Source organism: Dapis purpurea BLCC-M126, assembly GCF_050015975.1.
Lineage (GTDB): Bacteria > Cyanobacteriota > Cyanobacteriia > Cyanobacteriales > Microcoleaceae > Trichodesmium.
Map to the genome: position 1 here is coordinate 2,065 of NZ_JBNHER010000237.1, position 17,082 is coordinate 19,146.

At 35.0% G+C, this 17,082-nt stretch carries 9 protein-coding genes; 3 read left to right on the plus strand and 6 right to left on the minus strand.

Annotated elements, in window-relative coordinates:
• From ACP6PL_RS21170 to ACP6PL_RS21185, 4 genes are all read right to left on the minus strand, one after another.
• Positions 1–535 (minus strand): AMIN domain-containing protein (locus ACP6PL_RS21170; protein WP_426547253.1); only part of this gene is annotated, 535 nt, incomplete at its 3' end.
• A gap of 530 nt (positions 536–1,065) precedes the next feature.
• Positions 1,066–2,874, minus strand: coding sequence for a sensor domain-containing diguanylate cyclase (locus ACP6PL_RS21175; RefSeq protein ID WP_426547254.1), 1,809 nt, complete (start codon positions 2,872–2,874; stop codon positions 1,066–1,068).
• A 1,699-nt stretch (positions 2,875–4,573) separates the two neighbouring features.
• Complete coding sequence (locus tag ACP6PL_RS21180) at positions 4,574–5,704, minus strand: CO2 hydration protein (RefSeq protein ID WP_426547255.1); 1,131 nt, start codon at positions 5,702–5,704, stop codon at positions 4,574–4,576.
• Positions 5,705–5,997: 293 nt separating this feature from the next.
• Complete coding sequence (locus tag ACP6PL_RS21185) at positions 5,998–7,524, minus strand: NADH-quinone oxidoreductase subunit M (RefSeq protein WP_426547256.1); 1,527 nt, start codon at positions 7,522–7,524, stop codon at positions 5,998–6,000.
• 1,096 nt (positions 7,525–8,620) lie between these two features.
• Between ACP6PL_RS21185 and ACP6PL_RS21190 the strand changes: the two genes are divergently transcribed.
• On the plus strand, positions 8,621–9,724 hold the full coding sequence (locus tag ACP6PL_RS21190) for a nucleotidyltransferase domain-containing protein (protein WP_426547257.1): 1,104 nt from the start codon (positions 8,621–8,623) through the stop codon (positions 9,722–9,724).
• Between the two features lie 1,407 nt (positions 9,725–11,131).
• Here ACP6PL_RS21190 and purB read toward each other — a convergent pair.
• A complete protein-coding gene (gene purB / locus ACP6PL_RS21195) occupies positions 11,132–12,427 on the minus strand; it encodes an adenylosuccinate lyase (protein WP_426547258.1) in 1,296 nt (431 codons plus the stop codon).
• Between the two features lie 1,050 nt (positions 12,428–13,477).
• Here purB and ACP6PL_RS21200 point away from each other — a divergent pair.
• Entirely contained in the window at positions 13,478–15,388 is a 1,911-nt protein-coding gene (locus ACP6PL_RS21200; protein ID WP_426547259.1) for a transketolase C-terminal domain-containing protein, read from the plus strand.
• Positions 15,389–16,323: 935 nt separating this feature from the next.
• Complete coding sequence (locus ACP6PL_RS21205) at positions 16,324–16,575, plus strand: hypothetical protein (protein ID WP_426547260.1); 252 nt, start codon at positions 16,324–16,326, stop codon at positions 16,573–16,575.
• On the opposite strand, the gene ACP6PL_RS21210 is transcribed toward ACP6PL_RS21205, so the two are convergent.
• Positions 16,576–17,064 carry a hypothetical protein gene (locus ACP6PL_RS21210; RefSeq protein WP_426547261.1) on the minus strand — a complete coding sequence of 163 codons (489 nt, stop codon included), beginning with the start codon at positions 17,062–17,064 and terminating at the stop codon, positions 16,576–16,578.
• Positions 17,065–17,082 lie beyond the last annotated feature (18 nt).

Here is a 17,082-nt window from a genome sequence, read left to right on the forward strand (position 1 = left end):
GAGGCAGTGGGGCTGAAGACTGGGAACTTTGGGGAGCTAGGGGTGGAGACTGAGGTACAATATTAGTATTAGTAGTAGAGGTAATTTGTTGAGGGGTTGGTATTTGTACAGTCCATTCGCTAGGAGAAATACCCCTGAATTGTACTTGTTTTGGATCAATAGTATAACCATTGTTTAGTTCTACTACTATCCGAGCTGTTTGAGAATTAAATTGTCCTACTCTAATTGCTTTAATTGCCCCACCCACAACTTGAGAAGTTCTGATACCACCTAAAGTTGTTCCTGGTAAATCTATAACTAACCGAGTTGGGTTAGTAATTAATTGGGCCTTTGGTTGAACGCCACCCTCTGTGGTAAAGGATAGTTGGTTCTGATTAACTTTAAATTGCCAAGATTCTAGGGTTGCAGCTTCAGAGGGACTTCCTAAGACAAAAACACTGAGTATACTGGGAAGTAGCCAGCGTAGGATGAGGTTTTTCCCTAGTTGGGTACTGTTAAGAAAGATCAAACGATTTCCTGGATATATATTTTTCATATCAAGTCTAATACTTTATTGAATCCTCTAAATCAATATAAATATATTCATTTCACTTGTATGGTTGTTTATGAATAGAATATGATTAGCTTATAATCATTTACTTCTACACCCAAATAACCACTTCAATAATGATTGTGAGGATAACTAGAGGGACATATTATCATATATTTTTCTCAATGGTTGTTAGTCATTCCTGATATATCTAAATATTTTTTTTGATTAATATTTTTGATTTTTGTCAGTAGCCCTAGACATTATATACATATAACTTACGCAGTACAAAGTATTTTAGTCATTGCGACCGACAAGGAAGCAATCTCAAATCCTAGTTTTTCCTACATCATGCTTCATTAATGAAATTGACCCTCAAACCCACTAATTAATTATTAATTATTTAAACGGAGATAATATAACATTAAAGTTAGTGCAGGGTGAGGAAAATAAGGTGTCAGTGATAAAATCCTTAAACTCTTAAAAACAAAGCCCTTTTGACTTTAAAATTTGAACTTTTGACTTCCGCGTAGTCACTAGGACTCTACATCTTTTTCGAGCATTCTAAAGTGCATACAGCAATCTCGCCCCTGTTGTTTAGCTTGATATAAAGCTTGATCGGCTTCAAGTATCAATTCCTGCAGTTTTTGATCGACTAATGGTATCTGAGTAGCAATACCTAAACTTAAGGTCACTATTTGTTTTTCACTTTTCCCATGAGGAATAGCTAAACCTTTAATTGCTGATTGAATTTGTTTTGCTACTACAGAAGCTCCTCTTTCATCAGTATTGGGCAATATTACAGCAAATTCTTCTCCTCCATAGCGAGCTAACAAGTCTACAGGACGTTTCACAATTTCCTTAGCAGTCTTAGCTATTTTAACCAAGCATTGATCTCCTGCTTGATGACCATAAAAATCATTGTACAATTTGAAATGATCGACATCAAGCATAATTAGAGATAAAAATTGCTTTTCTCTTACCAGTCTTTTCCATTCCAGCTCTAAAATTTCATCAAAGTAACGTCGGTTAGGAATTTGAGTTAAACCATCAAGTCGAGCCAGATTTTCTAATTTATGATTTGCTTGCTTAAGTGCATCAAGAGTTTGAGATAATTCCTGTGCTTGAGAACGAGTTTGAGCTAATAAATGGGAATGCTCCAAAGCAACACTAAACTGAGCTGCCAGTTGTTTAACAAATCGAATTTCATTTTCAGTCCATTTACGGCTATTTTCACACTGATGAATACATAATAATCCCCATAATCTTGAACCCATCATTAAAGGTATGATTATTTGTGCCTTAATTTGAAATTGCTCTAACAGTTGAATATGACAATCCTTTAAACCAGCCTTGTAAATATCATCTAGCACTTGGATACGTTTCTGTTGATAGTCAATGGCGAACTGTTCACCAAAACAATTATCGTAAACTTTTTTGAAAAGCGCAGAGTTATAAACTGGTAAAACGTTTTCAGCAACAAACTCACCAAAGCGGTAGTTACTATCTGGATCAAAGCGGAATAACCCGACGCGATCGCACTCTAAAGCTTTTCTAACTTCTTTGACAGTTGTTTTACATAAAGTATCAAAGTCTAGAGACTCACGAATTTCTGAGATTAAGTTAAATAAAATTGTTTGTTGCTGGCTATTTTCTCGCAAATATTTCGCTTTTTGTTCTACTTCTGCCAGTTGTTCTGCTTGCTGTAGGGCAATACCTAATTGGGCAGAAACTTGAGTCAAAAATTTAACTTCAGAAATTTGCCAATTATTGGATCTGGAATGTTGATAGGCACCGAGAATTCCCCACAGTTTCTGTTTGACAAAAATAGGAGCAGTTGCAAAGGCTCGGATATGAAATTGTTCCAACATTTCAACATGGCATTTAGACAACCCTGCTCTATAAATATCTTCTACTACAAATGTTTCGTTATGGAGATATCTACCACCTTTATGTTCTTGAAGATAGGAGTCATTCCAGATAGTGTTTTTACCTAGTTTTGCATAATTATCCCAACCAGGTTCAATAAATTCAAAGTCTCCAACAAACTGACCACCCCAGTCTTGAGAAAAACGATATACTGAGACTCGTTCGACACCTAAAAGTCTACAAGTTTCTTTTGTTGTTGTGCGAAATATTCTTTCTAGATCGAGAGATGCTCTAATCTTGCTAATGACTTGATATATTGCGCTTTGGTGTGCAGATATTTTCTCTAATTGTTCTGTTCTTTGGTGCAGTTGAACTTCTAAATAGTCAATCGTTGGTAATCCTAATAATCTAGATATCTTATTAATTATTGGGCGGGCTAAGATAGCTAATATAGAATCAGTTTTTCTGTTATTCATGAGTTGTTTTACTTAATATTCCAACATATAGCTTTTCTTGATTATATATAATTGGATTATATTTGGTAAACATTTTATGTTTTTAGTAAAGATGTTAAAAGTAGCTCTATTCTATGAGACTATATAACTAAAATAGCACAAGAAATCTCTATAAGCTATATATACTTTCTTCAGGACTTTCCATGGAAAATATTTGATATAAATGTCTCTTATTTCTATTTTATATTAACCATCATACTTATTTGGATATTATTTGATGCTATTTTCAAACAAGAATGTTACAAATAAGTTTTAGTTAAAGTAATAATTTTATGTAAAATGCAGAGCTAAAAGCCGTTATATTTTAGGTTGCTTCCTGGGTCGTAACTGGGAATTTCAGCAATTATTATAATTATACTTTTCCTGTCTTGATACGAAGAATTTTTTTTGATATATTTCAGGAAATTCATAGGATAAAGAAGTGCTTACTCAGTTAATATAAGTGATATAAAACTAATCCTTATACCAATTTTTAAAAAAATGTTACGAATAGTAAGGACAATAAAAATATTTTACAGGATATTTACCTTTGACAAAAAATATGATTTTCTAGTTAAAAAATGATATACAAATTATTCATTATGATTCCTGACTCCTGACTCATGACTCCTAAAAAGTTCCTTAGCTATTTGTATAAAAAATTTATCAAATTGGTATTACTTAATCTATCAAAAAACTGAGAGCTGATTTTTAATAGTTTAATGATTACCTTTATTTTAATATCTCTTTGAATCAAAATATAGTAATCCGTGCATTGGTTGTGACAGTTTGTATAATAATTAATTTGAGTCCTTAACCTTGAAAATTCTGAATTCTATAGGGGCGATTTCCGTTTTTCATGCTCCTAATTGCGTGTTTGCGACAGCATTCGGAACGAAATCGCCCCTATTACTAAAATATTACAACCGATTAGAGGATGGCTATAGAAGCTTACTACAAAAGAAAAAGTTAGATTATATTTCTCCTGACTCTTAAGCAGTAGCCTAAATTTTTGTAGTAAACATTTATCAAGCTGGTATTATAGCGCTATGCCCAATTCAGAAGTTAGAAGTAATCCCTGACTGAGTTTGAGCATTTATAAATTTCTATCCCTATTTGCTTAGTACTATATTAATCAATTAATTAACTTTTAAAATGACTTCAATCAAGTCGAAAAAATTTGAACCACTTTTAGTCAATCCTCTACTTTTACATAAGAGTAATTATGGTTTGCTGAATAAATTTCAAAAGATGGGCAGATAAATGTTTGAGCATTTTCAAGTCCGGAAAAAGTAGGAGATTGTAAACAAGGGTAAGCTCAAAAAGTTAGTATTTGGGTAAGAGTTAGGGAGGTTGGAGCAAAGGATAATTTTTCTGAGTACCTCCTGTATAATACCATTTCTCAAAAAGAATGCTATATATGATTGGGTGGGGAGGTGGGGGAGAGGTTAAAAGTAGGAAAAACTAATACTAACCGATTAATAATTGTCAAAAACAGACTTTGAATTTTGCTAAATATTTGACTTCAGAAGTCAAACTGAAGTATAGCATTACTTTTGGTAATTGGTATAACTACCCTGTCTCTGTTGAGTTTTCACTACTCCCTACTCCCTACTCCCTACTCCCTACTCCCTCCCTTCACCATCAGACTTTTGAGCACAAGCCCTAATTATTGAAATAGCTAACTATTAACAAAGAGTAATCTTGATGTTAAAAATCTATCCATCCAACCTTCTAAATAAACTTGATTTTCTGCTTGTTCCTCTGGATTTTCTGTATCTAAAGGATGAGGTGCTAAACCCAAAACTGCAGCTGTTGTTACACAAAACATTGACTTCTGAAAAGTCTCACAAATTTTCACTCGTAAATTATCTGTACCTCGGTTAGTTTTTTGATAAACTTCTAGAAGATAATCTGGTATAAAATGCCGCATATCTTGCATTAATAATGTAGGTGGAATTCCTGCACCACCAATAGGTAAAGGATCGGCATATAAAGCACCATAAGTAAATTGACTTTGATCGGGGTCAATTTGTTGAGCTTGAGCGTTGTATGAAACTGTGCCTAAAAATGGTGCTCCTCGGAAGAAAACTGCTTCAACATAGGGAACTGCTGTGTCTGCTAAAAAGGTTAAACCTACTGATTCAGGAATTATTTCATAACGTTTACCTTTGATATTTACAGCAAAGGTAATTGGTAAATTTGCTGCTTCAACTAACCCTAATAAAATATGATCTACTACTTGAGGAATAGATTTCATTTTGCCTTGGTCATATTTATCAGATAAGGTCATAAATATATCACTCATTACCCGCCAAAATTGACCTAAAGCACTATAATAAGCTTGTTGACGTACCATGTCTGGTAAAAATTCGGGAAATAATTGATTGAGTGGCATTAACATCAAATTTCCTGTTATTTCAGTATCTATAGCTGCTTTTGCTAGTTGTTTAAATTCCGCTGAATCTAAATATTTATCCAGACCTCCACCTCCATGCCATAACATTCCTTTCATGCAATATTCTGCATATTCATAATTAATTCTGTCATGCCACCAAAACTTCAGTAATTTACCTAATGAAATTTCACCATTGAAGTATTTGAAAAAGGGAAACATTTCTAAAAATTGATGTTCGGCAATGTAAATAAGATTTTTGGAATAAGCATCTAATACAATGCCGTAACTTTTTAAAATTCCGACAACTTCTAGGACATTTTCTTGGGTATCTTTTAGCAGAGCTTGACCGGATTTTAAGCGATTAATATATGTTGAAAGTGGATGGTTTTTACATTTTAAAGTTGTGTTTATCATAATTTTTTTTTTCCTAAATTTAATTTATTTTGATCGGGTTAAAATTTACAAATTATTCATAAACTAAATATTAAAAGACCAGCTCTGCTATCTACTAATGTCATTGCAAGGGGGCTGAGAAAGTAATTATCTTGGTTTACCTAGTCATTACCCACTGTGGCAATCTTTGGCATAGATAGCAGTTAAGCTATATTGGGATATTACGTTGGCTAAAAATATATTTTTCCCAGGAGATTGACTTGTTCAATTGACACCTCCCAATGACAAAACCAGGCTTTCTTTAATATCATTAACTATTCAGAATATTTAATGATGGGAGATTGAGCAGCGATCGCCGACCTATCAATAACCTGTGATAATATAGGTTGACTAATACTCATTGTATTTGCTTCAGTTTCAGTCCAACGCACCACCCAATTAGGTTGTATTCCTAAAACAATAATCAGAACTGTCAAAATAATAGCTGGTATTCTATCTGACCATTGTACTGAAGGCAAATTAACAACTATTGGAGATAACCTACCAAAAAATACTCGGTTAGCTAAAAGCAAGAAATAGGCTGATGTTAGTCCTGTTCCGATCATACATAGAAGAGTGGGAACTGTAAAAACATTGAAACTGCCTCTAAACACTAAAAATTCTGAAATAAATCCAGCCATTCCCGGAATACCAGCACTTGCCATTACTCCCAAAATCATTAAACTACCAATCATTGGCAAACCTTGTTCTGGGTTCAATAGACCGCGTAATACATCTATATCCCGCGTACCTGCTTTTTTGTAAACTACTCCCACTAATAAAAATAGTAAAGCAGAAATTAGACCATGGCTAATCATTTGGAATACTGTTCCCAAAAGACTTAGGGGAGTTGCTGCTGCACTAGCTAACAAAATGTAACCCATGTGACCAACCGAACTATAGGCCACCATTTTTTTCATGTCTTTTTGTGCAATGGCATTCAATGAAGCATAAAGCACACTGACTACCGCCCATATTGCTAACCAGGGAGAAATATACACCCAAGCTTCAGGAAACATATTTAATCCAAATCTCAGCAAACCATAAGTTCCAAGTTTTAATAACACTCCTGCTAAGAGTACGGAAATTGGTGTGGAAGCTTCAACGTGAGCATCTGGCAACCATGTATGGAAGGGAACTAGGGGAATTTTAATTCCAAACCCAATGACTATTGCTCCCAATAGTAATAGTTGAGTTGCTAAAGGTAGGGTATGAGCAACTACTTGGTCGTAAGCAAAATTGGAGGAACCACTTAACCACACTACTCCCAGAAATCCAGCCAGGACTAGAATTCCTGAAATTGCTGTATAAATGAGAAATTTTGTAGATGCGTAACCCCGTCTTGGCCCTCCCCAAATTCCAATTAATAAGTACAAGGGAATTAGTTCGAGTTCGTAGAAGAGGAAAAACAACAGTAAATCTTGAGCGAGAAAGGCTCCAAATACGCTGAGTGTCAACAATAGTATGAGGGAGTAATAAAAACGAGGTCTTTTGATTGATTCGTCTGTGGCATAGATAGCAATACTGGTTAACAGACCGTTTAATATTACTAATGGCAGAGACAAACCATCTATTCCCAAGGAGTAGCTTAAACCGAGGGAGTCTATCCAGGGAAAAAAGACAATGAATTGTTGATTTGGATCTTGTGGATTGAATTGGGTGAGCAGTACCAAAGACAATAAGAAACTAATAATAGCTACTGTTAAAGCTAGTTGACGGGCTAATTTAGGCGAGAGAGTGCTTGGCCAAAAACTAATAATACCCGCACCAATTAGTGGAACTAAGATGAGAGCGTTGAGCATTTATTGATATTTTCCTTTGAGGGTAATTTACCGATAATTTTGCAATTCTACTATAGAGCCATGGGAGATGGACAATTCATAGCAGAAGTCATTTCAGTTATCAGTTAGAAATTAGAAGTTAAATTATTGCTGTGGCTAAATTTCAGAGTTTGAGAATATCTGCCCTAGTAATGGTGACTGCTATCAATCAAGACTACAGGTTAATCACAAATCAAAAACTGGAAATATATTCATTACTATTGCGACATACGCAATAGTAGAACATCAAACCTCTGTCAAAACTAAACTCAGAGTCACTGATGCTCTGAGCGAGAGTCTATCAATCAACACTACAGGTTAATCACAAATCAAAAACTTAAAATATATTCATTACTGTTGCGACATACGCAATAGTAGAACATCAAACCTCTGTCAAAACTAAACTCAGAGTCACTGATGCTCTGAGCGAGAGTCTATCAATCAACACTACAGGTTAATCACAAATCAAAAACTTAAAATATATTCATTACTGTTGCGACATACGCAATAGTAGAACATCAAACCTTTGTCAAAACTAAACTCAGAGCCACTGATGCTCTGAGCAAGAGTCTATCAATCAAGACTACAGGTTAATCACAAATCAAAAACTTAAAATATATTCATTATTGTTGCGACATACGCAATAGTAGAATATCAAACCTCTGTCAAAACTAAACTCAGAGTCACTGATGTTCTGAGCAAGAGTCTATCAATCAAAACTATATGTTAATCACAAATCAAAAACTTAAAATATATTCATTACTGTTGCGACATACGCAATAGTAGAACATCAAACCTCTGTCAAAACTAAACTCAGAGTCACTGATGTTCTGAGCGAGAGTCTATCAATCAATGCCAAAAAATTAAGCACTAAAATATTTCATCACTATTGCGCAATAGTAAACTATCACCTTCCTACAACTTCTCATTAAAATCTTTCTGCATGACAAGAATCTATTTTTGTAGCATAATTGTATTATAAAGGTCGCGTAATGGTATTGCGAAGTAATATCGCTCTGAGAAAAGGCCATAAAGAGCCTTAGCAATCTTCTTACTTTTGATTTTTGAGTTGATTAGGATGGATAGAAAAACAGTAGAATCAGGATTAATATTACTTGCTCTCACAGGTTCTCAAGCTTACGGAACTTCCACACCTTCATCAGACTATGACTATAAAGGAATTTTTATTGCTCCGAAAGATTATTATTTAGGTTTTAAATCTGTAGAACAAAAAGACCGAGATTGGGATGAACCTGGAACAGGTTTATTTCCAGTATTAGATAACGTCAAAGATTGTGTAATTTACGAGTTAAGAAAATTTCTTACTCTTATCTATAACAACAACCCAAATATATTAGAAATACTCTGGTTAGATGCAGATTTTTACTTACATTTATCGCCAGTGGGAAAAAAGCTAATTTCCTATCGTCAAGCATTTATTTCTCAGAAAATCAGAGCTTCTTTTGCTGGTTATGCTTACTCTCAAATTAAACGAGTTGAAACTCATAGAAAATGGTTATTAAATCCTCCTGAAAAAAAGCCAGATCCTCAAGATTTTGGGTTGAATGAAAATAGCTATCGACCTTTAACAAAATCTGAAGTTAATGCTTTTATGGAATTCCTTTATATGTTGGTTAGAGACTGCATAGAATTTTTAGAACCTGCTCAAGAATTTAGAGATTTGCTGTTAGAAAAAATTGATTATAAGGCGATTCTAAAACAACATCTGATTCCTGAAGATTTACTACCGAAAGTTCAAGAATATACAAGGGCAAAAAATGATTTTATTCATCTGTTGCATTTGACTCAAGCTTATCGACAAGCTCTAAGTCAATGGGAGGCTTATTGTAGTTGGAATAAAGGCAGAAATTTGCAACGCAAAGAGTTAGAAAAAAAGTGTGGATATGATGCTAAACACATGAGTCATTGTATTCGGTTGTTAAAAATGGGAATTGAAATTTTGCGGGATGGAGTTTTGTCTGTAAATCGAAAAAAAGCTGGTGATGCTGAATATTTATTATCTATTAGAAATGGGGATGTTGCTTATGAAGAAGTGAAGAATTTAGCTGACGATCTATTTTCAGAAATTAAGGAGGTTAAAACAGAATTGCCAGAACAAGTGGATAAGGAATTTTTGAATCAGGTTTGCGTAGAATTGGTGGAAATTGCGGGAGTTTATTAATAGTTTGAGTCGGGGAGTAGGCTAGGTTCATACAAGGTCAGTATGGGAGAAAGATTTTTGTTGGGTTTGGCCTCTCAACCCAACAAAAATCTATATAACATTAAACAGTCTACTACACCTGAGAGATTGAATGTATCATGAAATATAAAAAGGAGACAGGGAATTGAGAATTGAGAATTAGGAATTTTTAGACAGAAATCAAGACAAATATTTGTCACTTTTAAATCTAGAAAGATATGTACTGAGAATCTCTATATCTACCATATTTCAATCCTTTGAAGTTTTACTGTTTTGAGATTTTAGTCACTATTTAATTTCTGAATACTTATTTGATTTGACAAACAGTCTCTAAGAATTGAGAATTAGGAATTGTCAGAAAGAAATCAAGACAAATATTTGTCACTTTTAAATCTAGAAAGATATGTACCGAAAATCTCTATGTCTACTATATTTCAATCCTTTGAAGTCTTACTGTTTTGAGATTTTAGTCACTATTTAATTTCTGAATACTTATTTGATTTGACAAACAGTCTCTAAGAATTGAGAATTAGGAATTGTCAGAAAGAAATCAAGACAAATATTTGTCACTTTTAAATCTAGAAAGATATGTACCGAAAATCTCTATGTCTACCATATTTGAATCCTTTGAAGTCTTACTACTTTCAAATTTTAGTCACTATTTAATTTCTGAATACTTATTTGATAAACAGTCTCTAAAGTCATAATTCAGAATTTAAGAATTAAATTTTTGCTGCAAAACCTCGACTTTTGATAATACTAAATCAGTGTAAAATCCTGGGTTTAAAAATAAGCATTCAGCCAGCTAGTTGTCAGTTTTTAGCAATAATATTTTTCCCTCTTCTAATTTATATAAGGCGATTGATATAGACTTTAAGTTTAAAAGAATTGATTTTTGTAGTAACGTTTAATTATTACTCAATTAATAAAGCTTTTATAGCCTATCAAAAATAATAGCTGATAGCCGATAGCTGAAAACTGAATGCTTACGTTAAAAGTGATTTACCAAGCAAAAAAATTAGATGGTTTAGGCATGAAAAAACTGCTGTAATTTCAGGGTATAAAAAATATAAGCATCCAGCTCTTAGCTTTTTAATTAATGCTTCCTGCATTAATTTAACTTCTACTACATTTTCAACCAGAGAATTGAAATACAAAAACAACGAGTTTTATTTGTCAAGTTATACAATTTTGTGGCAGAAAATGTAGATTTATCTTAGAAACTGATAGCTGTTTTGCTGACGCAAAGCTCCACTCTATATGTCGGCGACAGCCTAAACGCTACGCGACATTAGAAACACAATTCCTCTGTTATCGTAGCTCCTCCGCAGGAGGCAAGAGGATAGCTGACTGCTAAATGCTTACGAAATATGCTCAAACATTAGAACATCAAATACCTAATCTTTGATAAACATCATCTAAATGTTTTAAATGGTGTTTCGGATCAAAACAAGCTGCTATTTCTGCTTCAGATAACTGACTTTTAATCTGTTCATCTTGACTGATTAAATCTTGAAAATTACCATTGGGTTGATTCCAAGCTTTATGAGCACAAGACTGAACAATTTTATAAGCATCTTCTCGTATCATGCCTTTTTCTACCAAAGCTAAAAGCACTCGTTGGCTAAAAATTACCCCTCCATAAACATTCATATTTCGCTTCATGTTTTCTGGGTATACCAACAATTTCTTGATTAACTCAGTAGTTTCTTTCAGCATAAAATGAGTCAAAATACAAGCGTCTGGTAAAATAACTCTTTCTACTGAACTATGAGAAATATCTCGTTCGTGCCAAAGGGCAACATTTTCCAAAGCAGCAACAGCATGACCGCGGACAATTCTCGCCATTCCCGTTAACCTTTCTGAACGGATGGGGTTACGTTTATGAGGCATAGCACTAGAACCTTTTTGACCTTGAGAAAAATATTCCTCAACCTCTAAAACATCTGTGCGTTGAAGATTACGAATTTCCACCGCAAAACGTTCAATAGAAGCAGTCAATAAGGCGAGGGTTTGTACATACTCAGCATGGCGATCGCGAGAAATTACCTGAGTTGAAGCTGTATCTGGTTTAAGTTCCAGTTTTTGGCAAGCTATAGCCTCAACTCTAGGGTCAATATTTGCATAAGTTCCCACTGCTCCAGAAATCTTACCCACAGCAATATTCTGACGTAGTTGCACTAACCTCTGGCGATGACGACAAACCTCTGCTAACCATCCCGCCAACTTAAAACCAAATGTTATCGGTTCGGCATGAATACCGTGGGAGCGCCCAACCATGAAAGTTTCCCGATGTTGTTGTGCCTGATAGCGAATTGCTTGTCCTAATTCTTCCACACACGACAACAATACATCCAGACTCGCAACCATTTGCAATGCCAGGGCAGTATCCAAAACATCAGAACTGGTTAAACCTAGGTGAATATATCGTCCAACATCGCCAACATATTCATTAACATTTGTCAAGAAGGCAATCATATCATGGCGGACTTCTGCCTCAATTTCCAACACCCGCTCCCGGTCAAAATTCGCCTTGGCCTTAATTTCTGCTACTGCTTCAGCAGGTATATAGCCAAGTTCTGCCTGAGCTTCACAGACAGCTATTTCTACTTGTAGCCAAGTTTTCAGTTTGGCATTATCAGTCCAAAGTTCGCCCATTTCAGGCAAGGTGTAACGTTCTATCACACTCTATCTACAACTAAAACAACCGTTACATTGTACTAATAAATAAAGTCAAAAGTCAAAAGTCAAAAGTCAAAAGTAAGATTTTATCGACTTAAAACCCAGAACAACCCTTAAATACTGAAGTCAAAAGTAAGATTTTATCGGCTCAAAACTTTGAGGCTACAGTAATTTGAGGAAGTTATACCAATTTCATAAACTTAGGCGACAGTACTTATCTTGTATCTTAGGTCGAATTCTTTTCTTCCTTTAGTTTTTGAAAGGAACTTAGGAAATGGGGGAGATATACAGGAGCTTCTGAAGCTATGAGCTAAATATATTGACACTCGTCAAAAGTAAGATTTTACCGGCTCAAAACTTTGAGGCTACAGTAATTTGAGGAAGTTATACCAATTTCATAAACTTAGGTGACAGTACTTATCTTGTATCTTAGGTCGAATTCTTTTCTTCCTTTAGTGTTTGAAAGAAACTTAGGAAATGGGGGAGATATACAGGAGCTTCTAAAGCTATGAGCTAAATATATTAACAGTTTTAGGGAATAGGGGAACAAACAAGAAAATATTTACCCCGTCAAAAGTCTAATTATTTATAGTACTTGATAATAATAGGACGCGTTGTAACTATGACTAGTGGAGGTGATATTATTAACACAGTAAAGTATAGATTAAACATTTCAAATAATCACAAATCAAATCAATTATCTCTGAGAAATCGTCAATTATTTCCCCTTAATCCCTACTCTCCATTCCCTCTTTTCCGGAGAGGCTTATTAATTAAAGTTTTGCAGACACAAGCAGTTTAGGGAATAATTTTGACAAGCATAACTCAGAAAATAGTATAAATATTACTCTGACAGTTAGAGCGGATATTATTGCAGGATGCTTTGTTCTATCTTCTTCCTTGCTAATAACAAAATTTTCCCCTACTAGATACTTCAAACACTTTCCTGTTTCCTTTTACTTATTCCTACCATAAGACTTTTTCAGCTAACCCTATTTAAGTAGGGAACAAATTATGGGAATATAAATTATAAAATTATCACTCTTATTAACTATGACAATTGCTACGGCACAATTTCCAATTGATATAGCAAGCTACAAACCTCTGTCCCTAGACCCCACAAACCCAACCCTTACAGATGAACAACGACAGACACTCAAAGCAAATATTCAACTTTGCCGTGACACAATTATCTTCTTTACCGCCACTGGCGCTGCTAGAGGAGTAGGCGGTCATACGGGTGGCCCTTATGATACAGTGCCGGAAGTGATGATTCTAGATGCCTTGTTCCGAGGTGCAGCAGAAAAGTTTGTACCTATTTTCTTTGATGAGGCAGGACACCGTGTAGCTACCCAATACTTAATGGCTGCTATACAAGGAGACCTTCCTTTTGAACATCTTGTAAATTATCGGGCAGCTAATTCCCATCTGCCAGGACATCCAGAACTAGGACTTACTCCTGGAGTAAAATTTAGTTCCGGAAGATTGGGACATATGTGGCCTTACATCAACGGTGTGGCAATGGCAAATCCTAATAAAGTAGTATTTTGCCTCGGTTCTGACGGTTCTCAACAAGAAGGTAATGATGCTGAAGCTGCAAGATTAGCAGTAGCACAAAATCTTAATGTTAAATTGCTGATTGATGATAATGATGTGACTATCGCAGGTCATCCTTCCAGCTATTTAAAAGGTTATGACCTCAACAAAACTCTCACAGGTCATGGTTTGACTGTACTTGAAGGAGATGGAGAAGACTTAGATAGTCTTTATCAAAGAATTTGTCAGGCAGTTACAACTGAAGGTCCGATCGCTATAATTAATAAGCGGAAGATGTGCCCAGGAATAGAAGGTTTGGAAGGTTCCACCCACGGACATGATGTAATTCCTTTAAAATTGGCGATCGAATATCTCAAGGGTAGAGGAATAACTCAAGCAGTTAACTATTTGGAAGCTATTGAAAAACCAAAACAGAGTTATACTTATTTGGGAGTTAGCGACAAAGCTGGTTCCAACCGCAACGTCTTTGGGGAAACTGTGGTATCTGTTCTCAATGGTATGAGTGAAGCAGAACGTGGCAACCACTTATTTGTTGATAGTGACTTAGAAGGTTCCTGCGGACTCAAACAAATTCGCGAAGCTCACCCAGAACGGTTTGTTAGTGGCGGTATTATGGAACGTGGCAACTTGTCTGCTGCTGCGGGATTTGGTATGGAAGCTGGTAAGCAAGGTATTTTTGCAACTTTCAGCGCTTTCCTAGAAATGTGTATTTCCGAAATTACTATGGCGCGGTTAAATAAGTCTAATCTTTTATGTCATTTCTCCCATGCGGGGATAGATGACATGGCAGATAATACTTGCCACTTCGGTTTAAATAATATGTTTGCCGATAATGGTTTGGATGATGCTTATGAAACTCGTCTCTATTTCCCAGCAGATGCTAATCAAATGAAAGCTTGTGTTGAGGCGGTGTTTACTCAAACTGGTATGCGGTTTATTTTTTCGACTCGCTCGAAAGTGCCAATTATGCTTGACGCTGATGGTAAAGAATTTTTTGGGGAAGGTTACAAGTTTACTCCTGGGAAGGATGAGGTAATTCGGGAAGGTACTGCTGGTTATATTGTGAGTTTTGGTGATGCGTTGTATCGTTCTCTCGATGCGGTGGAACGTCTGAAGCAGGAGGGAATAGATGTTGGTTTGATTAATAAACCGACTCTGAATGTAATTGATGAGGATATGTTGAAAAAGGTAGGTGCTGCTCCTTTTGTTTTGGTAGTTGAGGCTTTCAACCGTCGTACTGGTTTAGGCAGTCGTTTCGGTTCTTGGTTATTAGAACGTGGTATGACTCCGAAGTTTGCTTATATTGCTACTCACAAGGAAGGTTGTGGCGGTCTCTGGGAACAGTTCCCTCATCAAGGAATTGGTCCTGAAGGTATTATGAGTCAGGTTAAGGAGTTGGTTAAGTAATTTTCTTGAAGCATTCAGCGCTCAGTATTCAGCTATCAGCTATTGATTATCTTTAACGTGAAAGTTTGCGGAGCATTCCGGAAACCCAAGGGGATTTTAACCCCTCCTAAAGAATCCTGCTTATAGAAGCAGGGAAGTTAAACCTAGAGTGACTAAAAGCTGATATCTGCTTAATCAATATTGAGAAAAAGGAATAATCAAGAGAGACGTTCCATAGAACGTCTCTACAATTCGATTTTTGGGTAATATAAAAGGAAATTTGTCAATAGTTATAATTGCTTAAGCACTGACACCTGTTCAAAATAAGTTTTTTGAGACTTATTCATCCGTAGAAAAAAGTATAAATTTTTGCACCCTATATTGACGAAAAATATAAGGTTGTAGCTTTTTTTAGATAAAATTTCTTATTTTTAAACAGAAGATTAGCACAATAAGCTATGTATCTGTATGATACCAAATCGCTGAAAGAACGCAAGTCCGTGAAATATTTTGTAATAATTAGCCGAAATCAGAGATTTTTTGATAATTATAAAAAATAATAAGGGTTGATTTTATTTTTTTTACTTATACTTTTACGTTCTTGCGGGAAACTGTTTTTTGATTTTAGTCATGGAAGAAGGCGATCGCTACTTCTAGAAAAGAGTAAAGATTTTAGAGCTGTTTTAAATTGTCATAAATAAGAGATTTTTTTCAGCAGAGAGGAGAAGCAAATGGAAAACATATCTAACAAAATACGCAGACAACGAAAGATTTTTGGCAACTGCTCTAAATCCAGATTAAGTCAGAAAAAAAGAGATGTTTAATAATAGATTGGCGATCGCTACTGTCACAAAACCAGATTGGAAAACCACATAAATAATATAGAGGTTACTAAGTGTTGAATCAGTAGAAACTCTCTAATAAATAGATCTGTCTAGAGCTGAGGTAAATATTCTATGAAATGGCAACTTTATATCTGGCAAATTACCTTTCCACTTTGCGGAGTTCTAATTTTTTCCATCGGAGCTTTAACCACAATTCAGATGATTAATGGTCGGTATCTTTTCCATCTTGAAGTAACTCCTCAAGGAATGAAAATTATAACGGATGTTGATAAGAGAGATAGTCAAAATGATTCTGTTCAGGAAATTCAGGTTAATGTTCGGGAAGAAGTTCAGGAGGAGAATAAAACCACAGTTATTGAGTGATTAAATTAGTTTTGTTTCTTGGTCAGCTCTATCAAAATTATGGGAGGGTATTTTATTCATAAGTTCGGTAATTTTGGAGGAGAGACTAGACAAATATTCTTTATCTGCTTCAACATTTATTCCTTTGTCATCTCCAAAAATTGCTAAGATGCGGATTTTTCTCCTAGCAATATCTAACTTTTCGACTCGGTTAGCTTCTGGCAAACTTATAGCAGTTTCAGCAAGTTGATAATCTGAGAAAAAATTCCATAGATGCCAGGGAAGACGCTGAATTAAAGCATCTTCAGATTGGATAATTAATCGTACTTTATCTGAGTAGTTCAATCTACCTCGTAATTCCTTTTCTATTCGGTTAAAATCTGAAGCATTTAACCAGTTGTTGAGGATAAGTTGCCATTCTTTCTCTAATTCCTGAATCTGAATAATTATTTTCTGAGCTTCTTTTTCCATATCTTTTTTGGAAAAATTTGTTGTCTGCTCTTTTTTCATTTTGATTCTAGGAAGTAA